We start from the raw sequence: 23,495 nt of genomic DNA, 5'->3' as shown, positions 1-23,495 counted from the left end.
TCTGTCGTGAAAATAAAGAGATCATGATCACGAACTGTTTTGCATTGCTAATGAAACAAAGCTTATCCAGAGGGAGGAAAAGAACAATCTGCCATCATTTTGGGGCGTGGATTATTTATCTGTGGTCACGACGATGCGTGGGTTGGTTTCTCCCCAAATGGAAGAAAACTCAACAACGTGCATGCCGCCCCACTTCTGAATATCAGACTGAGTGATTTCATCACTGCCTTGTTTACCGAAAATAACCACTTCATCACCACTCTTCACGTCTGGCAGATCGGTGACATCGACCATCACGGTGTTCATGGAAACGCTGCCGACAATGGGAGCACGGTGACCGTTGATCAGGACATAGGCTTTGTTTGACAGGGTAGAGCTAAAGCCATCAGAGAAACCCACCGGTAAGTTAGCGAGCCTGGAATCCCGTTTCAGAATGAAAGTGTTGTCGTAACCGACACCATTACCTTTAGGGTAAGGTTTCACCGAAGCCACACGGGTTTTCACTTCAATCAATGGCTTGAATTCTGGGTGGCTGGTGGTCAGAATGCCGTACAGCGCACTGCCAACGCGAGCCATGTCGAATTGAGCTTCAGGAATGCTAAGTGAGGCAAAAGAGCTTGATGCGTGCAGCGTGATTTCATCTCTTTTCAGATCGGCTGTTTTGATCAACCAGGCAGTTTGTTCCTGGAAATTTTTAATACTGTCACGGATGGCATCCATACCGGTGAACGCATGGTGGCTCATCATGCCGACCAGTTTCAGGTTAGGCAACTGAGTGATTTCCAGCGCTTCTTGTTTACCTTGCTCCGTTTTCATTTCCAATCCATTGCGGCTCATAAGACCGGTGTTCAGCATCAGATGGACGTGAATTTCTTTACCGTGTTTTTTGGCCAGCGCATCAATGGCTTTAGCATGATCCAGATCGCCTATCATCTCTTCCATCTCATAGCCCAGTGTGCTTTCGATTTCAGCGATGTCTGCCGTGCGGACACGTATCAGTTGCCCTTTAAAGCCGCTTTCACGCACGATACGCGCTTCTTCATTACTGGTGATCCCGACGCAAGGCACGCCAGTTTTGATGATGGATGGCATCAACAGGCCAAGCCCGTGACCATAAGCATCACCTTTCAGAACCGCACACATTTTGGTGCCTTTGTTCAGTTTTTTTTGCAATGTGTGGATATTATTTTCGAAAGTGGTGGCATTGATTTCAACCCAAGCGTTATTGGTTGCTGCGATGCTTTCTGCGTGGGTGTTATCTAAAGAGAGCACAGGTGCTGCTTGGGCAACACCTTGAAACAGACCCAGACCAAGAAGGATAGCCAGTGTAGTTTTATTAAAACGCATGAAGTAAATCTCCAGTTTAGGATTGATGTGTGCAATGCACGGTACGTAAACTCCCCTTGATGATAAGTTTTTTATTAATATATTTCACATGGTTAACTTATTGAAAGCTAACATTTATTATTAATCTGATGCTATTTATAAATAGTCAGTATGATTAACTGGATTAATGGTTTGAGCCGATTGTTTTTATAGCTGGAGAAGGGTTTACAGGCAGGATATATGAAGGTTTTTTTATCTTTTGTCAGTTTTAATGACTTGTTTTTTGCTATTGTCAAAATCTGTTATCACCAAAAAAGGTGAATGATCAATGGCAGTGGATATGGCGAAACTCGTGGGTCGAATGGATTAATACTGATTAAATAACATTCGTGATCTCACTCTGTGCTTTCCTTATAGCTTAATCTGACAGGCACTAAATCAAAGTGGGCGCTTGTCAGATTAAGACTGAATGACTACATCTTAGTCTGTTTGCTGTTTCTTGATTCAAGAATACGCATTAATTTATCAAAGTCTGGTATTACATCACCATTGTATATTATTGTTCCATCAGGATAAGTCAGTGATGTATCAGCGCCCTTATATTTTCTTCCCTGCCAGTGAGTTAAAAAATTCTTTTCATATAAGACACTAAGATGAATTTTTCTGCCATTAACCATCTTATAGGTCATAACATCATATTTTCCTACCAAGTTAAATGATTTCCCCCTCCCCACTAAAAACGACTCACTTAGTAAAGGAAATAGAGTAATTTCTTCATTTAAATCACCTGTTTTTTTTATATATCCACCATCGAATACTTGTGGAGCATTACCATCAATAACAAATGTCGTATCAAATCCAAAGTTTTTTTCAATAAGAGGCGCAATTGTTGATGTATCTTTCAGCTTCACTTCAAAAGTGATATTACTCAGTTTCCAATCACACTTCCCTCCCCCTTCTTTAGGGACATTGATCTCAACTTGATTTGAATGACCGATGGATAGCGGGTAGGTGGTATGATAAAAACCCGGCACAGAATAGGACTTCATATTCGCGGTTCGGCGTTCTTTACGGCAAATTTTAGAACGATACATGGCTGAAATGGGTAAGGCATCCAATTCATCAGGCAGCGTTGCCGTAAAATGAATATGCTCGCCATTAATCGGTGGAGAGAATGATCCGCTCGCGCATCCTTGTATGAAAAACACAGCAAGCAGGGAGGATAATGCGCCTTTATTATAGAGAAATTTCATGGGTCGATTGTTTTTCTCGTTCTTATTTCAGAATGACCGCCTAAGCGGTCACATTTAACATGAAATAGCGATTACATAAAAATTTAAATAAGGTCGTTATTTCCAAATACAATCTTTTCTTTCTGCGTCATAAGCAGACAAATTTTCCTCAAAATCTACTTGTTTTCCTCTTGTATTTATATATGTAAGACCATAGTATCTTGCTCCCTGTGAAATAACCGTATACGAACCATTAAATTTTCCTTGAATCATTTCATTCCATACAGTTGTATACTGATATGGCCTATCCTCAGCTAATATTTCAGAATATTCCTTAACCAAAGCAATTGGTATAGCCATATGGGAATTTTCATACTTAACATAACCAAGTCTGGCATTATCTTTTTTGAAATACATATCAGATAACTTTATGTTTATTGGTTTTTTACCACTGGAAGTAAAACAACCAATATCAATAGACCATTCAGAGGCATAAGCATTAGTGGATAATATAACCAATGCCCCAAAAATAATATTTCTATTTGTCATGTTAACCTTTTCCATACTGGAAGGCTCATCCTTTTTTAATTTAGAATGAGCCAAATAATAAAAGAGAATTTCCCTATGCGCTCCTACTATTTTTCGGGAGTGATCATTTTATCTATTTTATCAGAATCGATATTTGTTCTGTTTTTTATTTCTATATTTTGATGTTCAATAATATACTCTCCTTTTTCATATGTTTTTTTTATGATTTTTAATTTATCTACTTTTGGATTGTAATTAATATAGCCATTATTTCCTTTTTTTATCCATAAGCGATATTTGTATTTATTTTGTGGTGATGAAAATATAATTGAAGGGAAATTTATAGAATTATTATAGACTGTATGGAAAACAGGAGAGTAATTTATATTGTTATATTCATATTTTTCTTTATAATTTGGGTTTATAGTGACATCATTTATAAAAACAGTTAATATAGCACTTACATAAAAGTTTGTATCTTTTGTCGCAAGAGGATGCTGAGTATAAGCAAGCCCAATGTTGATTTCACTCAATTCCCATTGACACCAACCACCTCCACCAAGAGGAATTTTTGTTTCAAATCTTTGACCATTTTGATCTGATAAATCCCATTTAATTTCTCTTGTTCTCCTGTCTTTTCCAGTAGGACGAAAACTTGAATTATAATGCGTTCTGGTACATTTATCGGATATGTACTTAGCAGTAATATGAGTTTTAGTATATGATGGAGAGATATTGGATACCATAATAAATTGGCCTCCATTTTGTGGATTGATTGGCGAATATTTATCCAGTTTTTCATCTAAAACCCCATCACATCCAATCAGAGGTAAAGATAACATAATAATAGTTAATATTTTTATTCTATTCATGTTTTATCCCTTATTTGATCTTTACATGATGTGTATAAATATTGATGGCACGTTGCTCCACCTCACTTTTCTTATTGGAAAATAAGCATTTTTCTAATTCTTTTTCTAACTTTATGAAATACGGATACGATAGTGAATGTTTCCCTATTCGCATGTTATCGCCATCTTTCTTCTTTTTAAAATCATCCATGTGTTCTTTATAAATTCTATTCTGTTCAGGAATGCATAATTCTATTAGTTTATTTTTTATCCTCTTAATGTAGTTGCCACTAAGATGAGCTAGTGGAGTTATTCCGTGTGCATTTATAGGTTGTGCATTATCAGGGTAATAATATAGGCTTGATTCATCATATGGTAATAAATGAGGGGCTGAATAAAAATTGAATATATCTCTTTTGAGATTGCCAACGGCAATAAAATTTATTGTATTTTCGGATACTGGCTCAATGTGGTGCATATCATGGAAATGTATGACTCTACCATGATGTAAATATAATTCTTCTGACTTTGTTTTGTATAAGGAGTCAAGTTCGGATGGCATTATAGTTGATTTTATTTCTGATGAATACCCTAAATTATCTAATCCTAATTTAAATAAATAATTATCCATGTCTTTTTCAAATGGTAGACGTGGGACAGGATCATTTTTATTGACATGTCTATAATGGATGAAATTTCCAATTTCCTCTATCGCACTATAAGTAAATACTCTAGGCATACCATATGTATATAGGCAAGGATTGTAATATCTTAATTGAGAACTATGAAGGAATGCTAATGCACCTCCTAGACTATGACCACAGATAAATAGCTTTTTCCCTAAAGCTAATTCTTTTATGCCATTTAGTACAGGCATCTCTTGTTTATCATTATCAACATCGAATAATGCAGTTTTATGATTTACCTCCATAAATGCATTCCAAAAACCACTATGAACTTTTCCTTTTGAAACAAAATCATTTTCACTAAGCCATCTTGGTTTAAATTTAAGGTCAGTCAAAACATCTGTCCCACTGGCTGTTCCACGCCAACTAATAATTAACTCGGTTTTGTTTGCTACATAAAACATCTGGGTATCCAAATTGTCTTCAGTATCAATGAATTCCACATGAGTATAGCGATCTTTGAAAGGAACATCATAGACAATTGGTTCAAATTGGTTATCTTCAATACGATTAGGTATATGTGATAAATCTAAGAGCTGCGTTGTAAAAAAGTGCGAGATAGAACCTATACCCTTTTTATTTTCATCATCTCCAGTTTTCAGTAGATCCGCATAAACTAAAACAGCCATCAATCCCTGATTATAAGCATTAATCAAAGAATAATCTCTTTGGTGATGCAATAACAACGACCAAGCCCGGAATGGGCAAACTTCTATTATATGACGGGAGTCCATTTCTTCAATACTGATTCCTACTATTGAACGTTCAGGGAAATGATAGGCAGGTAGTTTTTCTTCTTCCCATCCTTCAATATTTGGCATTCTATCTATCAATTCCCCAATAGTCACATAACGGTAAAGGTGCCCGGCAGATTCAGTTTCTGGCCTGACAGTAGAGTGTTCTTCTCCGCGTTTTATCCTTAGTGGCCGCTGTTCCATTTCATCGGTTAAAGGCTGAGCAGCTATTTCTAACATTAAGGGAATAGCTGTCAGACTTTCTTCACGGATTAAGCCATTGCCATCAGTCATTCCCTTGCGGACATCACGGCGATTGTGAAGAGTATAGGGCATATTTACGACGGGTTTGTTATGTTCATCTACTAATTGAATTTCTACCCAGTGTTTCAATACCTTTTGACAATCATGACAATAAATCGAATTTTCGTTACTCATAATTAACCGCTCCTGTTATTTTTCTTGTTCCATCGCCAATAGATAATCCTGACTGGAGATTTTTTCAACATACTGACCTGCTTCTAGTTTTTGTCGCAGCCACTGCTCTATTTGTGATTCCAGACTGCCCTTGGGTTGATCCAGTTGTTTCGCTATATCACCGTGGTTTTCCCATAAATCACAATAAAGTGAACTGATTAACACTTTCAGTCCGTAGGGAGAACGTAGCCAGACTGCCAGCAGGTGTTCTCCTAAAATAAAGGGAATTTCACTGTTACCTTCTCCGCAGGCTTCGGGACGATAAAACCGTATCGGCTGCGGGATATCGATCATCAGTTCCGTGACGGGCGTCAGCATCAGTGACCAGTCACTGGGCGTGAAGGCGGGCACCATCGCGCCAAAGACCCGGCTGTCCATGATACGGAACAGTACCTGTTCGCCGTCCATCATCACCAGTTGCCGCCGTTGCCAGTGGGCAAGCTGTTCCTGCCACGATTCGCGGCTGCGGTAAGCCCAGCCCCAGCTATTGTCACTGATGGCATGGCGATCTAACATCATGCCTATTTGGGATAACTGGCGGGGTTTAGCCTGTACCAGCCACGGGCTTTGTTTCAGCATCTTGCGCATCGGTGTACCGCTATAAAGCGGAAATGCCTGCTCCACCCAGTCATTCCGGTAAAAATGTTCGACCGGATTGGGTGTTGCCAGCGAGTTGAGGATAAAAAACACCGGCGCATCATTGGATTCACTCAACCATGCCTGCCAGCTTGTTGGCGTTTCGATCATTATGTCTTCCATTTTCATGATTATTTCTTTTTGGCTGGTTTAATCACCGGGCTAGCATCCTGCTGTGCCAGTTCAGGGCAATATGGGTGAGCCGGGAATTCCACTTCCGGCAATGGCTCCACGCCCTCCGGCAGTTGCAGTGAAATCCCGCGCCCGCTACCCGCTGAACCCTGCCCGACACTTATCGGTGAAGACAAAATCCCGCCCGGTGTCAGTTTCAGAAAACTGCCGCCCACTTTCAGGGTGATTTCTGCCGCCGCTTCCAGCACCACTTTACCGCCGCTTTTCAGGTGGATTTCCTGCCCGCTGTCAATTACCGAGGCATCACCAGTTTGGATATGCTGGCTGCCGGCAATCCGGTGGGAGACATCGCCTTCAGTGGTGATTTTGCGTGAACCGGCCACCTGATGATGGTCATCGGCGCGGATATCGTGGTAACGGTTGTTATCGATACGGCTCTTCTGGTCATGTTTGATATGCCAGTAAGCATCGTTTTCAATATGGGCGGTAAAATCTTTCTGGCCGTGGATGTAGACTTCTTCACTGCCTTTCGCATCCTCAAAGCGCAGTTCGTTAAAGCCCCTGCCTTTATGGGTTTTAGTCTTGAAGGTGGTGCGGGTTTTCTGGGCAGGTAAGTCTAACGGTGGGCGGTTCAGGCCGTTGTAGACACAGCCGGTGACGATTGGCCGGTCAATATCCCCGTTGAGATAGGAAATAATCACTTCCTGCCCGATACGCGGGATCGCCATAAAACCGAAGCCGTTGCCGTTCCAGCCCTGTGCGACGCGAACCCAGCAGGAAGCGCCATCATCCGGCGGGTCATAGCGGTTCCAGTGGAAATGAACCTTAATTGCGCCATCTTTATTGACGAAAATTTCCTCCCCTTCCGGCCCGACTACCATTGCTGTCTCATCGCCATCGGCCAGCGGTTTGTAGTGGAAAGGCGGACGCCAGTCGGCAAGGCCGTCGATAAAACTGAAATGGTTGCTGAGGGTGGTGCCCTCACCACGGTTATCGCCCAGCGCCTGCGGGCAGCGCCCGTGGTGGCTGATACCGACCACCTGCCAGCGGGCATTCAGCGGTTTGTGTGGATGACTTTTTATCTCAAAAATTTTGCCCGGCATCAGTTTGATGCAGTTACTGTGGCCGCTGCCGGTCTTTTTCTGGTTATCCAGCGCTTCATGGCGGTATTTGAGAAACGGTTTGGCGGCGGCATCTTTCTGAAAACGCCCGTAACTTTCAAATACGGTATAGGGGGCTTGGCTGCCGAAATCGCGGAAACCTTCGCTGCTCTGCATATGGGAGAGGTGATAGCGCGGGTTCTCCGGGTTGAAGTCTTTATGAAAACTGCGTTGCGGACTCATCCCGACGCCCAGCCGCACCTGATAAATCGTATCTGTCCCATGTGCGGTTTCCGGCTGGGGCTGGTAAAGCAGCGGCAGCCCCGCGGTCATTCCCAGATGGCTGTCGCTGAAAAACGCTGTTTCATCCTCAAACCAGAAGCTGATGCCTTCTTCTGCGGCCAATCGGCTGAAAAACCCATAGTCCGATTCCCGCTTCTGGGTCACATATTCCCGGTCCTGATGGGGATCGTAGAGTTTCGAATCAGCGCGGACTTTATGCTTTTTCAACAGGCTGTTCAGGATGGCAGGCACATTCTGCTGATGGAAAATCCGGCTCTCCTGATTGAGCGTCAGGCGCCAGAGCGCAGGCCGAACCGTCACGGTATAAAGCGTTTTATTGCCGTCGGTGCCTGCCCAGTCCGCATGGGAGACGATGCCGGTAATTTTGCGTTGCTGCGTTGTGCCGTTAAACACCTGCAACACCGCCTCCTGCATTAATAGGGCGGTTAAATCGATTTCCGGCTTTGGCTTAAAGGGGTTTTCAGGCAGAGACTGAACCAGCGTCAGATTGAGGGTAAACAGTTCAGATAACCCTTCCTGAAGGGAAAACTCGCCCACGGCGAAGGTGGTTTCAGGCAGGCCCGCTATCTGAAATGTAAAGCGTAATCCGCTTTTGGCCGCCGTTAACCCGTTCATGATATTCATCCTATTTTGCTATAGCGCCCTGTGCCAGTGCCATTGCGGGTTCGTGGTAGCCGGTAAAATCGCAGGCGACAGTGAGTTCAGGCAAGTTGCGAGCCGGTTTGCCCGTCAGGTCAAAAAAATGCAACGAGTGCTGAATACGATCCAGCAAATCACGCTCGGTACGAAGCTGGTAATAAAAATAATCCGGCTCTTCCCCGGCCAGCAGATCCGCGGCGGGCGTAAACTGCTCTATCGGCAGATAGCGGTAAGGCGTGCCCCGTTGTGCATCCTCTTCGGGCTGCTGAACCGCCTGAATATCCCGTAACCGGAACAGTTTTACCGCCTCGCCCAGCGGCAGGGGATAAGCGTTATTTCCGGCACTCAGCGGAATGGGCGGGCTGAACCGGTTTTCCAGATGAATGGCCGGCACACAGCCCAGCATAAAAGCATCACCAACCTCATCCAGCGGCAGTTCGCCTTCAAAACGAAAAATCAGCTCAAAAGTGCCGTCGGGATTTAATGGTACTGTCCGGCAACTGTCACTGATATCCACCGTCATAAAATGGTAAAGCTGGGGCAGTGCATAATATTCCACCAGCGTTTGCAGGCCGGTATAGGGGCTTTTTTTCATCGGCAGGATGGGATTATCCAGTAAATCATGCCAGCCATAAGGAAAGCAGTTCAGCCTGCGTTGTTCACCCTGTGTCCTCAGGCGCATTTCACAGATATGCTGATCCAGCCACAGGCTGAGCTGTGCCGCACGTTCGGTATCCGTACCGAGGAAAAAAGAGAGCGTCCCGCTTTGCCAGACCGGTGAAACACTGCCCGTCTGGCAAAGGGTCAGGATAATTTCGCTGTGGGTGCCGGTTTTTTTCACCGAGCGATCCCGCACAACCAAAGGTTCAATATGCAAAGGGCGGCAGGTTTTGAAACTGAGTAACTGCCCGTCCACCTGCGCAGAAACGGAAGTGCCTTTGGGATATCCGCAGCGCCCTGATGCTCGCCATCAGTGGGGAAAAATTGCACTATCGTGGTGGGTGGAATCGGACATAACACTAACGGCCAGATACGGGACAGAATGCCGTGGGTAATTTCGGGAAAATTATCCTCCAGCTTGTCCCGTAAGCGGGCGATCAGTAGCGCAAAAGCTTCAAAGAGGCGCTGAATATCCGGATCATGGGCGGTGACCAGAAAATCCGTTAAATGGGGTGACGCTTTCGCTACGCGCTGCGCCAGCTCCCGCAGGTAAGCGCGTTCTTGCAGGTACAGCGATTCCTTGTTATTTTTCATTAAATTTAACTTATGTTGTTATCCATCAGATATCGGAATGGTGCTGAATTTACAGGAGGTATTAGGCCTATAATTGTACATATTCATCAGTGAAATTAATTAGCCAATTAAATCCAATTTTTGTCTGGTTTTGGTGGAATATCGGCCTATCGGCGGAATTTGCACGGGAATTCAGGCAAAAATAAGGATGGCAGAATCACCACCGTTTGACTCTATTCCGTAGCGGTCAAGAACTTCCGGACAGTCAGTGGGAATTTTTTCTGTTGCTCAAAAATGTCCAGCCACTCAGCTCGAGTAAATCGGGATTGGTTTATGCGGGTAAGAGAGGACGAGTTTTTAGGCAGTGAAATTGTCAGTGGTATATTTGAGACCTATTGGGTATATGCGCGATTATTCCTCATCAAACCCAGCGTTGAAAAGTTTGATAATCGCGGCCAGCGCTTGCTGTTCATCCGGCCCGCTGACCTCAACATCAATATGGCTGCCTTGTTCGGAATCCAGCATCAGCATGGCAATGACGCTACGGGCTTCGGCCTGTAAGTGACTGCTGTTACGCAGAATCACTTCTGATTGAAACTGTTGTACCAGATCATAGAGTTTCATCGCAGGCCGGGCGTGCATGCCGAGCCGGTTTTTAATTTCAAGTCGTTGCTTGACGGTCATGGCTTGCGCGATTCATCTTATTTGCGTTTTTCCAGTGTGCGGTGACGCGACTGCACGTTTTTGCCACGGGAACGGAAATAATCGGCCAGTTGTTCTGCCACATAAACGGAACGGTGTTTACCGCCGGTGCAACCAATCGCGACAGTCAGATAGCTGCGATTGTTGGTTTCCAGCATGGGGAGCCAAAGTTCAAGGTAGCTACGGGTCTGGTAAATAAAATTATGTACCTCAGTATGACGATCCAAAAACGCGGCCACCGGGCGATCCAAACCGGTCATGGGGCGCAGTTTCGGGTCCCAGTGCGGGTTTGGCAGGAATCGCACATCGAAAACGTAGTCTGCATCAATCGGAATGCCATGTTTGAAACCAAAGGATTCGAACACCATAGTCAATTCCCTTTCCCGTTTGCCCAATAAGCGCGTCCTGAGCATTTCTGCCAGTTCATGAACGGACATTTCAGAGGTATCAATGATCAAATCAGCACGTGAGCGCAGCGGTTCGAGCAAATCGCTCTCTTGGTCAATGGCGCTTTCCAGTGACAAGTTTTTGCTGGATAGCGGGTGTAAACGGCGTGTGTCGCTGTAGCGACGGATCAGGGTATTACGATCTGCATCAAGAAACAGTAATTGTGGCGAAAAACTGTCCGGCAATCGTGTCAGCGCTTCTTCAAAAATTTCTGGCGACTCCGGCATATTTCTGACATCAATGCTAACCGCCGCCGAAATATCACGATCGGCCAGTGTGTTTGCCAATTCTGGCAACAACACCACGGGTAGGTTATCCACGCAATAGAAGCCCATGTCTTCCAGCGCACGCAGGGCAACGGATTTCCCAGAACCTGAACGACCACTGACTATCATCAGCACCATGAGGTGACTCCCCCTAAATGTTTATAATTATAATCGCTATTTATTCAGTAATGATTTTATACAGTTCCTCATCACTCTGCGCGGAACGCAGACGACGGCAGAGATTTTTATCTGCAAGGCGCTTTGCAATCAATGATAGTGAGTGTAAATGGGTTTGACACTGGTCTGATGGCACCAATAAAGCAAACAGCAAGTCAACAGGTTGATTATCGATAGCATCAAAGGTAATGGGGTGTTCCAGATGCAAAAAGACCCCAACGGCATTGTCCGAACACTCTTTATCCAATTTGCCGTGAGGAATGGCAACCCCGTTGCCAATGCCGGTTGTGCCGACTTTTTCGCGGGAAAGAATCGCTTCGAATACGGTGTTTTCCGGCACTCCGAGCTGTTTTGATGCCAGCTCACTGATAATCTCTAAGGCGCGCTTTTTGCTCGAACAAGGGACGTTGTTGCGTGTACATTCGGGTGAAAGCACCGAGCTTAGTGGTAAATCTGTTTCGTTGTTCATTTCTTTATTCACTTAGGGCCTTGTTATACCAGATGCCTGATAAGGCATCTGGTATGGATTCACTGCGCTAAAACGAATCTATAGCGCGTAGTCGGTGCTATAGAAAGTGTTATAGAGAGAACAGTGATCATTTTATGACGGCCCCGTTGCCTGAAAGCGATTAATGTTGTCTCAATTTACTTTTGTGTTTGGTCAATTGACGCGCCAGCTTATCGACGAGTGCATCAATTGCCGCATACATGTCTTCATGTTCTGAGGTTGCATGCAACTCACCTCCATTAACATACACCGTGGCTTCAGCGATTCTTTGCACTTTTTCCACTCGGAGAATGACCTGGATGAGGTTAATTTTATCGAAATATTGATCCAATTTGCCGCATTTGGTGTTCACGACGTTGCGAAGTGCATCTGTGATTTCAATATTGTGACCTGTAACATTGAGTTGCATAGTGTTTTCCTTCTCTGTGTGGTTCAAACCAGTTTTTTACGTTGGTTTGAAGGCGGGATGGATAACGACTCTCTATATTTTGCGACAGTCCGGCGTGCCACTTGAATACCTTGTTCAGCAAGTATGCTGGTCAATTTACTGTCACTCAGTGGCTTGGCCGGGTTTTCTGCCGCGACCAGTTTTTTCACCAGCGCACGTATGGCGGTAGAAGAGGCTTCACCTCCGCTATCCGTATTGACGTGGCTGGAGAAAAAATATTTAAGTTCAACGATCCCGCGTGGACTATACAGATACTTCTGGGTTGTCACACGGGAAATGGTGGACTCATGCATGTCAACCTGATAGGCGATATCAGCCAGTACCAGTGGTTTCATGTGTTCCTCACCATATTCAAAAAAATCTTGTTGCCGTTCAACAATGCAGCCTGCAACTTTCAACAGTGTTTCATTGCGGCTTTCGAGGCTTTTGATCAGCCACTTGGCCTCTTGTAAATTATTGCGTATGAACAAACTGTCACTTTCATTGTTGGCCCGTTGCCCCAGTGCTGCGTAGTGTTGGTTGATGCGCAGGCGGGGGATGCTATCGGTATTTAGCCTGACTTGCCAGTTTGCATTTTCTTTCTGTACCAATACATCGGGAATAACATACTCGGATTCACCGGTATTGACTATCAAACCCGGCTTTGGCTCCAGTGACTGAATGATATCAATAGCCCCTTTCAACGCACTCTCTTTTAATTTGCTCTGACGTAATAAATGACGGAAGTCCCGGTTACCCAGTCGTTCAAGGTATTTGCTGACAATCAGTCTGGCATCATCCAGGTGAGGTGTTTCTGGCGGTAGTAGGGTGAGCTGGATAAGCAAGCATTCACGTAAGTCACGGGCGGCAACTCCAATCGGATCGAAATGTTGTATTCGCTTGAGAACGGTTTCAACCTCTGCCGACGTCAGCTCATCATCACCTATACTGGCAAGGATCTCTTCAATGGAAAGGGTCAGGTAGCCAGTATCATCAATGGCGTCAATGATTGACGTGGCAATGGCCGCGTCCGTTTCAGTAAATGGCGTTAATCCTGCCTGCCACATCAGGTAATCTTGCAGTGTTTGGGTGGTTTCTCCCTGATAGACGGGGAAATCCTCCGCGCTATAATCACTGCCAGTGCCTGAAGGCGTGCCAGCGGTGTAAATTTCATCCCAACTGGTATCCAGTGGCAGCTCTTCAGGCATCTCCCGCTGTTCAAGCGCTTCCCGGCTATCCATGACTTCCGTTTCGCCATCAGGCGCCTGATTCTCCACTTCCTGATGCAGATCATCTTGTTCAAGCAGCGGGTTAGTTTCCAAAGCCTGCTGAATCTCCTGTTGAAGCTCAAGCGTAGAGAGCTGCAACAAACGGATGGCTTGCTGGAGTTGTGGCGTCATCGTCAATTGTTGACTGAGCCTGAGTTGCAAACTTTGCTTCATAGCGTTACCACTTTCTCCTTAATCTCGCCTGAATGGTTCCTTGAATCGCGCCTGATAGCAGGATAACCGTTAAAGACGGAAACCTTCGCCCAAATAGACGCGTTTGACTTGCTCGTTATTCAGGATGTCATCCGGAGTACCGTGAGCAATCAAATGACCTTGGCTAACGATATAGGCTCGTTCGCAGACATCCAGGGTTTCACGGACATTGTGGTCAGTAATCAGGACACCCAAACCGTAATCCCGCAGGTGTTGGATGATCTTTTTAATATCCAGTACGGAAATGGGGTCAACGCCGGCAAAAGGTTCATCCAACAGGATGAATTTTGGGTTGGCAGCCAGAGCACGGGCTATCTCCACCCGACGGCGTTCACCACCGGAAAGGGATTGCCCAAGGTTGTCACGCAGGTGAGAGATGTGAAATTCTTCCATCAACTCTTCGGCACGTGCTTTTCGCTGCTCTTGGGTCAAATCCTTGCGGATCTCCAGTACTGCCATCAAATTGTCGAAGACACTTAAGCGCCGGAAGATAGAGGCTTCCTGAGGCAAGTAACCTATCCCACGGCGTGCACGCTCATGCAGGGGCAGCAGACTGATATCTTCTTCATCAATGGTGATAGCGCCGGCATCACGTGGAACAATGCCGACGACCATATAGAAAGTGGTGGTTTTACCTGCTCCATTGGGGCCAAGTAAGCCAACGATCTCCCCTGATTTCACGTTTAGGCTGACATTCTCAACGACCTTGCGGCCTTTATAGGCTTTCGCCAGATTTTCTGCATTTAGTATTGCCATCAGTCGTTATTTACCCTTTTTCTGAGCATCAGCGCCGTGAACACCTGAGCCTTTTTCCTGTAGCTGGGCAGGTAACAGGACGGTGGTGACATGTTTACCTTTATCACTAAAGGCTTCCATCTGTTGTGTTGGGACGAGATAAGTGATCTTATCGCCTTTGATATTGCTGTCTAGCTGTTCAAGATAGGCATCACCGGTTAGCGTGACCAGCTCTTTGTCCATCTCATAGCACATTTTTGCAGCATGACCGGTGAGGGGTTTGCCATCATCTTGCAATTGATAAAACGTGGCCGGATTACCGTAAGCCTCGATAACGGTCTTGTTGGAATCCCCCTCAGGGCGGGTCACCACGACTTTGTCTGCACGAATGTCAATAGAGCCTTGTTTTACGATCACATTATCCGTAAAGGTGGCAATGTTTCCCGTTAAATCCAAAGATTGTCTTGCTGAGTCGATGGTAATGGGCTTTTTGGTATCCTCTTTCAAGGCCAGTACAGGCAGGCTGACGGCAAAAAGTGTACTGGCAATAACGGTATTACGGATTAGGTTGTTCATGTGGAATCTCATATTGAGTGGTCACCTTTTCAATCAATTCAGCAGTTTTATTTCGCAGATTGCCGCGCATTTTCATGCCAACAGATTTCAATCCGACACCGATAAGCGTCACGCGGTCATCGGATGCGACATCTTGTGTGGTGAGATTAACGGTCGCATTGTCTGTTGTGATCCGCTGCAATTGTGACGCATCGGTCAAGCTATCCACTTGGACATCCCCATACAGGTAAAGCATCTGATCATGGGTCAGTTTGGCTTTGTTGGCGCGTACTGTCCATGTCGCTATCGGGGTTCCGGGGGCGCCATTTGGGTCAAATGTGGTCAATACGGGGTTAGTAAACCAGGTCAGTTTGGTTTCTGTATAGTTTTTAACATCATCAGCGACCAGTTTATAAGTCAGTTTTCCTGCCGGATCATAGACAAAAGTCACGGCTTCCTGTGTTTGATAAGTCGGATAACCATCATCCACAATCGCTGATGAAGTATCATCATTGACATTCGATAAATTCCAGCCAATCAGCGCAAGCGCGATCAGTGCCAGTATTGTGATCAGCCAGGATTGAATTTTACTCATTCTTTTTTCAGTTTTAATTTATATGGATAACCCTTTGGCACTTTCGAGCTTATTTTGCGCGAAGAGCACCAAATCACACAGTTCCCTGACTGCACCACGACCGCCGGCAATCTGAGTCACATAATCTGCTTTTGGCAACAGCAATGGATGGGCATCAGCAACGGCAACCGATAACCCCACTTGTGCCATGACAGGCCAGTCAATAAGATCGTCACCTATATAAGCGACGTGTTCTGGTTGCAACGCTAGTTTATCCAACAGTTCCTTATACGCCAAAACCTTATCGTTTTGTCCTTGGTAAAGATGTGTAATACCCAGAGTTTCTGCCCGATTTTCCAGCAGTTTTGCTTTGCGGCCGGTAATAATGGCAACCTCAATACCTGAGGTGATTAAACAACGGATGCCATAACCATCACGAACGTTAAAGGCTTTCAGCTCTTCGCCTTCATTGCCCATATAGATAAGCCCGTCAGACATCACGCCATCAACATCACAAATCAGCAGACGGATTTGACGGGCTTTTTCGATAATTGCTTTATTGACTGGACCATAACAGGTGTCCAGATACTCTTTTTGACTCATTAAGACATTCTCTTAAGATTGATATCATGCTTATTTATATCAGTTTACTTGCCTTACACGACGCCGGCCTGCAAAAGATCGTGCATGTGGAGCACACCCAGTAATTTGTCACCTTCTGTGACCAGTAGTGAGGTGATGTGGCGCGATTGCATCAGGTTCAAGGCATCAACCGCCAGTGCATTGGGTTTGATACGGATGCCACCGGCGGTCATGACATCAGAGATGTTTGCATGGTTTAAATCGATACCCATATCGAAAACACGGCGCAAATCACCATCGGTAAAAATACCGCGGATCTGCATGTCATCATCACAGATCACTGTCATGCCCAATTTTTTGCGGGTGATTTCCACCAACGCTTCGCGCAGCGTCGCGGTGTGGGGAACATGGGGAATGTCATCACCGATGGTCATTAAATCGCTGGCCAGTAGCAGAAGTTTGCGTCCCAATGCCCCACCGGGATGGGAAAGCGCGAAATCTTCGGCAGTAAAGCCACGAGCCTGCAAAAGCGCAACGGCCAAGGCATCTCCCATGACAAGTGTTGCGGTGGTGCTGGTGGTGGGTGCCAGTCCCAATGGGCAGGCTTCTTGTGGGACTTTGATGCACAAGTGGATATCTGCGGCTTTACCCATGTTGCTGTCGCGATTATTTGTCATGCAGATGAGCGGGACGTTCTGTCGCTTGAGAACAGGAATTAACGCCAGAATTTCATTTGATTCACCTGAATTGGAAATCGCCAGCACGATGTCTTTGGCCGTTACCATGCCGAGATCGCCATGACTGGCTTCGCCGGGATGAACAAAGAAAGAAGGTGTGCCGGTACTGGCAAATGTTGCCGCGATTTTTCGCCCAATGTGACCGGATTTGCCCATCCCCATCACAATGACTTTTCCTTCACAGGCAAACATTAATTCACAGGCTTGGCTGAAATCGTCATTAATATATTGCTCCAGGCCGGCCAGCCCTTCGAGTTCACTCTGTAATACTTCCTTACCTGCTTGCTGAAAATCGATCTTAGGCATGTTGACTTCCCACTCTTTTCCCATTCAATTGGCAATTACTCAGTACCGTAATAATTAGAAACAAAAAGTACGACAAAATACGCGATAAAACAGCCCAGTAACAAGATGCCGTTCAATCGGTTCAATCGATGCTTTCTTCCCAGACAAAAGACTGTGAATAGTACACTCGCCGCCATCATGACCCAAAAATCTCGCGAAAATGCCTCAGGTGAAAAGACACTGGGGGAAAGGATGGCGGGAACCCCCAAGACAAGGGTCACATTGAATACATTTGAACCAACGATATTGCCCATTGCCATGTCGTTCTCGCCTTTTATGGCGGCGGCAATGGCGGTGGCAAGCTCAGGCAAGCTGGTTCCCACGGCAAGAATTGTCAGGCCAATCACCAGTTCACTGACACCATAAATACGTGCAATCACGGTTGCATTGTCAATCACCATACGGGTGGAAATGGGGAGAATCATTAACCCCAAAACAACCCAAAGCAGTGCAATTCCTTTGTTGCCTTCGACAGGCAATTCTGAATTTCGTTCTTGGGTATAGCTATCAACACGACTATTTTGGGAGAAAGTCGTCATCTTTATCATCAGTGAGATGAAAAAGAGGGCGGAAAGCACCAAAAGAATACCATCCAATCGGCTCAGGTATCCATTGGACAGTAAATACCCTGCAAATGCGGTGATCGCCAACATCAGGGGCACTTCTTGCCGCAGAATTTCTGATTTTACCCTGATTGGCCTGATAAACGCTGCTGCCCCCGTAATGAGCAGCAGATTAGTAATATTGGAACCAATGGCATTGCCCACGGCCATGTCCGGCTGCCCGTCTAAAATTGCGGTGACAGACACCATCAGTTCTGGCAACGAGGTTCCGATTCCCATAATGACCAAGCCGACAATAAAAGGGGGGATTTTCATGGTGCGGGCAAAAACCGCCGCACCATAAACTAATCTATCGGAACCATACACCAGTAAAATCAACCCGGTAATGAGCAGTACAATAGTCAGAAACATGGCGTGTCCCTTAAATCAGTTTTATTCCGAGCATAATGCTAATAATGGTTGATTTTTAAACATGGAACGTTTATTCAGCTAGACTTATACATTCTGACGATCAAGCGATAAAAAGTAAAATTTGTCACAACTTCGCTAACGCAAATTAGGCAATTTTTTGTAGTATGCATTATTAATTATTTAAATACAGTCATGAAGACAGTTCTATTAACGGTTAGGGGCTTCTAATAATGAGTCAACAAACAGCAAATCTTATTGAGATCTGCGGTATGTATTTCACCCGAGGCCAACGCCCGATTTTTGCTGATATTAATCTGACTGTTCCGAAAGGAAAAATTACCGCCATCATGGGACCTTCTGGTATCGGGAAAACCACCTTGCTGCGCTTGATTGGAGGGCAAATTCGTCCGGAACGCGGTGAGATTTGGTTTGATGGCGATAATATTCCGGCATTGTCCCGCCCACGCCTTTATGCTGCCCGCAAGAAAATGAGCATGTTATTTCAGTCAGGTGCTTTGTTTACCGACCTGAATGTCTTTGACAATGTGGCTTTTCCCCTGCGTGAGCATACCCAACTGCCTGAAGCGTTGATTCACACCACGGTGATGATGAAGCTGGAAGCGGTGGGATTGCGTGGTGCTGCGCACTTGATGCCATCGGAACTCTCTGGCGGCATGGCAAGGCGAGCGGCATTAGCCAGGGCGATTGCTCTCGATCCCGATTTAATCATGTTTGATGAACCTTTTGTCGGCCAAGACCCCATCACGATGGGCGTTTTGGTGAAACTGATCGATGAACTGAATCATGCGTTGGGGGTGACGTGTGTCGTCGTTTCCCACGATGTACCGGAAGTCCTGAGCATTGCCGATTATGCTTATATTGTGGCCGAACGGAAAGTGATCGCAGAAGGTACGCCAGATCAGTTGAGAACGAATCAGGATCAGCGGGTACGGCAATTTCTTGATGGGATTGCTGACGGGCCTGTGCCTTTCCGTTTCCCGGCCGGGGATTACAAAACTGAGTTATTAGGATGATGGAATGTTGATGTTAACACGGGCATTAGCGGCAATGGGCCGGCGCACGATTGAGGTGACGGCTTCATTCGGTCGTGCGGGCTTTATGCTGTTCAATGCCATCGTTGGTAAACCTGAACCTGCCAAACAATGGACGCTATTGCGCCAGCAACTTTATAGCGTCGGTGTTCAATCACTGTTGATCATTGTGGTTTCAGGGCTGTTTATTGGCATGGTGTTGGCCTTGCAAGGCTATCTGGTTTTGACCACATTTAGTGCGGAAGGTAGCCTCGGTATGATGGTGGCGTTATCCTTGCTGCGTGAGTTGGGGCCAGTGGTAACCGCACTTTTGTTTGCGGGGCGGGCGGGATCAGCGCTGACCGCAGAAATTGGTTTGATGAAAGCCACTGAACAGATTTCCAGTCTGGAAATGATGGCGGTTGACCCGCTGCGCCGGGTCGTTGCTCCCCGCTTCTGGGCGGGTTTTATCAGTATGCCTTTGCTCTCCCTGATCTTTGTTGCTGTGGGGATTTTGGGCGGCGCAATGGTCGGTGTTGATTGGAAAGGCATTGATGGTGGCTTTTTCTGGTCGTCGATGCAAGCCGCGGTGGAATGGCAAAAAGATTTGCTCAACTGTTTTCTCAAGAGTGTGGTTTTTGCGATTACGGTAACGTGGATTGCACTGTTCAATGGTTATGACGCTATCCCAACATCGGAAGGGATCAGCAGGGCGACGACGCGCACAGTAGTTCATGCGTCGTTGGCGGTATTGGGTTTGGATTTTGTGCTGACAGCACTGATGTTTGGGAACTAAGTCGATGCAAAGCAAGAAAAATGAAATTTGGGTTGGGGCTTTTGTCTTGATTGCGTTGGCGGCAATCATTTTTTTATGCCTCAAAGTGGCAAATATCCAATCTTTCGGCAGTCAGCCAATGTATCGTGTCTATGCTGCATTTGACAATATCGGTGGACTGAAAGTCCGTTCACCGGTGAAAGTCGGCGGAGTAGTGATTGGCCGTGTGGAGAAAATCTGGCTGGATCACAAAACCTATACGCCACAAGTTGAATTAGATATTTTCACGCAGTACGACAATATTCCCAATACCAGTTCGCTCTCTATCCGAACGTCAGGGTTGTTGGGAGAGCAATATATTGCGCTCAATATCGGGTTTGATGACCCTGATTTAGGAACGGCCATGTTGAAAGATGGCGATCGTGTTGAAGACACCAAGCCCGCGATGGTACTTGAAGACTTGATTGGCCAGTTCTTGTATAAAAGTAGTAGCGTAAACAGTAGCGGAACTCAGGAAAAATCCGCTCTGGCACCTGAACAAACACACTAACCGGCAATCCACTGCTTAGGAGAAATAATACTTATGTTCAAGCGATTTCTTATGATTGCGTTGCTGGTGGTTGCGCCATTGGCCAGCGCGACAGATCAAACCAATCCTTACGCATTGATGAAAGATGCAGCAGAAAAAACATTTACCCATTTGAAGGATAAGCAGTCGCAGATTCAAGCCAATCCAGACCTCTTGCGCCAGATTGTGCGTCAAGAATTGCTGCCTTATGTGCAAATAAAATATGCCGGCGCACTGGTTCTGGGGCCTTACTACAAACAAGCCACACCTGAGCAGCGTGACGCTTATTTCAAAGCGTTTGAATCCTATCTGGAACAGGCATATGGTCAGGCTTTGGCGATGTATCATGGGCAAAACTACCAGATTGCCCCAGAACAACCATTAGGTGATAAAACAATAGTGGCTATTCGTGTCACGATTACGGATCCCAACGGGCAACCGCCAGTGCGTTTGGATTTCCAATGGCGTAAAAACAGCAAAACGGGTTATTGGCAGGCTTACGACATGATCGCGGAAGGCGTGAGTATGATCACGACCAAGCAGAATGAGTGGGTAGATATCCTGCGTCAGAAAGGCATTGATGGCCTGACTGAACAATTGCTTATCAGCGCGAAAGCCCCGATCACTTTAGAAAAGAAAAAGTGACATGGAAAAAGATACTCTTGATAACGGCATGATGAGTAAAGAAAAAATCAATCAGGAAACGGTGAGTTGGGAAAAGGGCGGTAACACATTGTTTCTGCAAGGCACATTGGATCGTGATAGTTTGCTTCCCCTTTGGCAACAAAAAGAGCGTGCTCTGGAAGACATCGACAATATTGATGTTTCTCAACTTAAGTATGTGGATTCCACCGGGTTGGCCCTGTTTGTCCAATTCAAAGGGGAATGTCAGCAACGTGGCAGGATACTGACTTTTTCAGGGGTGAGTGAGCGCTTGGGCACGTTGATAACGTTATATGGATTGCAAACATGTTTTGACGATAATCAGCCCAAGGCATAATTCTTTTTTTGCTAATCCACGCCCCTGTAAGCCATTCGCTTGCAGGGGCGTTTTTCTTGGTTTAAGAGTCGGCTGGATTCCATTAGGATAGGCGTCTACTATTATTTTCTAATATTTTCTAACGACGAATGTGAGCAATTTATGGATATTGATGAAATTAAAAAAGTGCTGATGGAAAATTTGGCACTTGATGAAGTTATCGTTAGCGGTGATGGCAGTCATTTTCAGGTTATTGTCGTTGGTGCCCTTTTTGATGGACTGAGCCGCGTTAAACAACAGCAAACAGTTTATGCTCCTCTGATGGAATATATCGCGGATAACCGTATTCATGCGTTATCAATCAAGGCTTATACCCCTGCACAGTGGCAGCGTGACCGCAAACTTCAAGGGTTTTGAGGCTGTTTGCCTCGCCGCGGACAGCACACTTTGAATTAAATAATAGGATCATAACAGATGGATAAATTTCGTGTGAAAGGGCCTACCTGCTTGTCGGGAGAAGTGGCGATTTCCGGGGCAAAAAATGCCGCATTACCAATTATGTTCGCGGCACTACTGGCAGAAGAGCCGGTTGAATTACAGAATGTGCCTGAATTGAAAGACATTGACACCACGATCAAACTGCTCAATCGTTTGGGAACCAAAGTAGAACGTAACGGTTCTGTTTTTATTGATGCCAGTGGGGTCAACGAATATTGTGCCCCTTATGAACTGGTCAAAACAATGCGCGCGTCCATCTGGGCATTGGGGCCGTTGGTAGCGCGTTTCGGTCGGGGGCAGGTCTCTTTGCCCGGCGGTTGCGCCATTGGCGCGCGTCCGGTTGATCTTCATATTTCTGGGTTGGAGCAGCTTGGTGCAAAAATCGAGCTGGACGAGGGCTATGTCAAAGCCACGGTAAATGGCCGCTTAAAAGGTGCCAGCATTGTGATGGATAAAGTCAGTGTTGGGGCAACGGTGACGATCATGACGGCGGCCACATTAGCAGAAGGCACAACCACCATTGAAAATGCCGCGCGTGAGCCAGAAATTGAAGATACGGCTAATTTCCTCAATACGTTGGGCGCGAAAATCAGGGGAGCTGGCTCCGATCGCATTGTGATTGAGGGAGTCGAGCGTTTAGGGGGCGGTGTTCATCGTATACTGCCTGATCGTATCGAAACCGGCACCTTCTTGATCGCGGCGGCAATTTCGCGTGGCAAGGTGATTTGTCGTCACGCGAAACCCGATACCCTGGATGCGGTTTTAGCTAAACTGCGTGAAGCGGGGGCAGATATCAATGTGGGAGAAGACTGGATTAGCCTTGATATGCACGGCCAGCGGCCGAAAGCAGTGACATTCCGCACGGCTCCACATCCGGGTTTCCCAACGGATATGCAGGCACAATTCAGCCTATTGAATATGGTCGCGGATGGCGCAGGTATGATCACCGAAACCATTTTTGAAAATCGCTTCATGCATATCCCTGAGTTGATTCGCATGGGAGCCAGGGCGGAAATTGAAAGCAATACCGTACTGTGTCATGGCGTTGAACAATTATCGGGTGCTCAGGTCATGGCGACGGATTTGCGGGCTTCTGCCAGTTTAGTCTTGGCGGGTTGCATTGCGGAAGGAACAACAGTCGTAGACCGTATTTATCATATTGACCGGGGTTATGAGCATATTGAAGATAAGCTGCGTGGTCTTGGGGCAAATATAGAGCGCATTAAGACGACTGGCTAAACGAAATCGCCTCGCCCA

25 protein-coding genes and 1 pseudogene are annotated in these 23,495 nt (G+C 45.9%); 7 read left to right on the top strand and 19 right to left on the bottom strand.

Annotation, left to right across the window (positions count from 1 at the left end; translation table 11 throughout):
• Positions 1-111: 111 nt before the first annotated feature.
• From alr to PSI15_RS02190, 19 genes and pseudogenes are all read right to left on the bottom strand, one after another.
• Positions 112-1,347, bottom strand: coding sequence for an alanine racemase (alr, locus tag PSI15_RS02280; RefSeq protein ID WP_273582121.1), 1,236 nt, complete (start codon positions 1,345-1,347; stop codon positions 112-114).
• 452 nt (positions 1,348-1,799) lie between these two features.
• Positions 1,800-2,579 carry a hypothetical protein gene (locus tag PSI15_RS02275; RefSeq protein WP_273582120.1) on the bottom strand — a complete coding sequence of 260 codons (780 nt, stop codon included), beginning with the start codon at positions 2,577-2,579 and terminating at the stop codon, positions 1,800-1,802.
• A gap of 96 nt (positions 2,580-2,675) precedes the next feature.
• Positions 2,676-3,107 (bottom strand): hypothetical protein, encoded by a 432-nt coding sequence (locus tag PSI15_RS02270; RefSeq protein WP_273582119.1) that lies wholly within the window; start codon positions 3,105-3,107, stop codon positions 2,676-2,678.
• A gap of 86 nt (positions 3,108-3,193) precedes the next feature.
• Positions 3,194-3,958, bottom strand: coding sequence for a hypothetical protein (locus PSI15_RS02265; protein ID WP_273582118.1), 765 nt, complete (start codon positions 3,956-3,958; stop codon positions 3,194-3,196).
• A gap of 10 nt (positions 3,959-3,968) precedes the next feature.
• Positions 3,969-5,795: a lipase family protein gene (locus PSI15_RS02260; protein WP_273582117.1), complete on the bottom strand. Its 1,827-nt coding sequence runs from the start codon at positions 5,793-5,795 to the stop codon at positions 3,969-3,971.
• A gap of 15 nt (positions 5,796-5,810) precedes the next feature.
• Entirely contained in the window at positions 5,811-6,599 is a 789-nt protein-coding gene (locus PSI15_RS02255; RefSeq protein ID WP_273582116.1) for a DUF4123 domain-containing protein, read from the bottom strand.
• A gap of 2 nt (positions 6,600-6,601) precedes the next feature.
• Positions 6,602-8,629, bottom strand: a complete 2,028-nt coding sequence (locus PSI15_RS02250) for a type VI secretion system Vgr family protein (protein ID WP_273582115.1) — start codon at positions 8,627-8,629, stop codon at positions 6,602-6,604.
• Position 8,630: 1 nt separating this feature from the next.
• Positions 8,631-9,898, bottom strand: a pseudogene (locus PSI15_RS02245) (type VI secretion system baseplate subunit TssF).
• Between the two features lie 390 nt (positions 9,899-10,288).
• Positions 10,289-10,561 carry a PTS phosphocarrier protein NPr gene (npr, locus tag PSI15_RS02240; RefSeq protein ID WP_045972824.1) on the bottom strand — a complete coding sequence of 91 codons (273 nt, stop codon included), beginning with the start codon at positions 10,559-10,561 and terminating at the stop codon, positions 10,289-10,291.
• 17 nt (positions 10,562-10,578) lie between these two features.
• Positions 10,579-11,430, bottom strand: a complete 852-nt coding sequence (gene rapZ, locus PSI15_RS02235) for an RNase adapter RapZ (RefSeq protein ID WP_045972822.1) — start codon at positions 11,428-11,430, stop codon at positions 10,579-10,581.
• Positions 11,431-11,470: 40 nt separating this feature from the next.
• Positions 11,471-11,938, bottom strand: a complete 468-nt coding sequence (ptsN, locus tag PSI15_RS02230; RefSeq protein WP_045972820.1) for a PTS IIA-like nitrogen regulatory protein PtsN — start codon at positions 11,936-11,938, stop codon at positions 11,471-11,473.
• 160 nt (positions 11,939-12,098) lie between these two features.
• Positions 12,099-12,386: a ribosome hibernation promoting factor gene (gene hpf / locus PSI15_RS02225; RefSeq protein ID WP_045972818.1), complete on the bottom strand. Its 288-nt coding sequence runs from the start codon at positions 12,384-12,386 to the stop codon at positions 12,099-12,101.
• 23 nt (positions 12,387-12,409) lie between these two features.
• The gene (rpoN, locus tag PSI15_RS02220) at positions 12,410-13,846 is read right to left on the bottom strand and encodes an RNA polymerase factor sigma-54 (protein WP_273582114.1); all 1,437 of its coding nucleotides are present in this window, start codon (positions 13,844-13,846) and stop codon (positions 12,410-12,412) included.
• Between the two features lie 69 nt (positions 13,847-13,915).
• Entirely contained in the window at positions 13,916-14,641 is a 726-nt protein-coding gene (gene lptB, locus PSI15_RS02215; RefSeq protein ID WP_045972814.1) for an LPS export ABC transporter ATP-binding protein, read from the bottom strand.
• A gap of 6 nt (positions 14,642-14,647) precedes the next feature.
• Positions 14,648-15,196 (bottom strand): lipopolysaccharide ABC transporter substrate-binding protein LptA, encoded by a 549-nt coding sequence (gene lptA, locus PSI15_RS02210; RefSeq protein ID WP_273582113.1) that lies wholly within the window; start codon positions 15,194-15,196, stop codon positions 14,648-14,650.
• Entirely contained in the window at positions 15,177-15,770 is a 594-nt protein-coding gene (gene lptC / locus PSI15_RS02205) for an LPS export ABC transporter periplasmic protein LptC (RefSeq protein ID WP_045972810.1), read from the bottom strand. Before lptC ends, lptA begins: the two co-directional genes overlap by 20 nt.
• An 18-nt stretch (positions 15,771-15,788) precedes the next feature.
• Positions 15,789-16,352 (bottom strand): 3-deoxy-manno-octulosonate-8-phosphatase KdsC, encoded by a 564-nt coding sequence (gene kdsC / locus PSI15_RS02200; RefSeq protein ID WP_273582112.1) that lies wholly within the window; start codon positions 16,350-16,352, stop codon positions 15,789-15,791.
• A gap of 53 nt (positions 16,353-16,405) precedes the next feature.
• Positions 16,406-17,374: an arabinose-5-phosphate isomerase KdsD gene (kdsD, locus tag PSI15_RS02195; protein ID WP_273582111.1), complete on the bottom strand. Its 969-nt coding sequence runs from the start codon at positions 17,372-17,374 to the stop codon at positions 16,406-16,408.
• 35 nt (positions 17,375-17,409) lie between these two features.
• A complete protein-coding gene (locus PSI15_RS02190; protein WP_273582110.1) occupies positions 17,410-18,387 on the bottom strand; it encodes a calcium/sodium antiporter in 978 nt (325 codons plus the stop codon).
• A gap of 230 nt (positions 18,388-18,617) precedes the next feature.
• Here PSI15_RS02190 and mlaF point away from each other — a divergent pair, with 230 nt between their 5' ends.
• The 7 genes from mlaF to murA all read left to right on the top strand — a co-directional run bounded on the left by mlaF (position 18,618) and on the right by murA (position 23,477).
• On the top strand, positions 18,618-19,421 hold the full coding sequence (gene mlaF / locus PSI15_RS02185; protein WP_045972804.1) for a phospholipid ABC transporter ATP-binding protein MlaF: 804 nt from the start codon (positions 18,618-18,620) through the stop codon (positions 19,419-19,421).
• A gap of 10 nt (positions 19,422-19,431) precedes the next feature.
• Positions 19,432-20,214, top strand: a complete 783-nt coding sequence (mlaE, locus tag PSI15_RS02180; RefSeq protein WP_273582143.1) for a lipid asymmetry maintenance ABC transporter permease subunit MlaE — start codon at positions 19,432-19,434, stop codon at positions 20,212-20,214.
• Between the two features lie 4 nt (positions 20,215-20,218).
• Positions 20,219-20,743 (top strand): outer membrane lipid asymmetry maintenance protein MlaD, encoded by a 525-nt coding sequence (gene mlaD / locus PSI15_RS02175; RefSeq protein ID WP_273582109.1) that lies wholly within the window; start codon positions 20,219-20,221, stop codon positions 20,741-20,743.
• Positions 20,744-20,776: 33 nt separating this feature from the next.
• Entirely contained in the window at positions 20,777-21,406 is a 630-nt protein-coding gene (gene mlaC, locus PSI15_RS02170; protein WP_273582108.1) for a phospholipid-binding protein MlaC, read from the top strand.
• A 1-nt stretch (position 21,407) separates the two neighbouring features.
• Positions 21,408-21,761, top strand: a complete 354-nt coding sequence (gene mlaB / locus PSI15_RS02165; protein WP_273582107.1) for a lipid asymmetry maintenance protein MlaB — start codon at positions 21,408-21,410, stop codon at positions 21,759-21,761.
• A 141-nt stretch (positions 21,762-21,902) separates the two neighbouring features.
• Positions 21,903-22,157: a BolA family iron metabolism protein IbaG gene (ibaG, locus tag PSI15_RS02160; RefSeq protein WP_045972796.1), complete on the top strand. Its 255-nt coding sequence runs from the start codon at positions 21,903-21,905 to the stop codon at positions 22,155-22,157.
• A gap of 57 nt (positions 22,158-22,214) precedes the next feature.
• Positions 22,215-23,477 carry a UDP-N-acetylglucosamine 1-carboxyvinyltransferase gene (murA, locus tag PSI15_RS02155; protein ID WP_273582106.1) on the top strand — a complete coding sequence of 421 codons (1,263 nt, stop codon included), beginning with the start codon at positions 22,215-22,217 and terminating at the stop codon, positions 23,475-23,477.
• The last annotated feature ends 18 nt before the right edge of the window (positions 23,478-23,495 follow it).

This window comes from Xenorhabdus sp. PR6a, from assembly GCF_028599065.1.
Classification (GTDB): Bacteria; Pseudomonadota; Gammaproteobacteria; order Enterobacterales; family Enterobacteriaceae; genus Xenorhabdus; species Xenorhabdus doucetiae.
The sequence above is the reverse complement of the archived record's forward strand: the minus strand, read 5'-3'. Positions and strand labels throughout refer to the sequence as shown.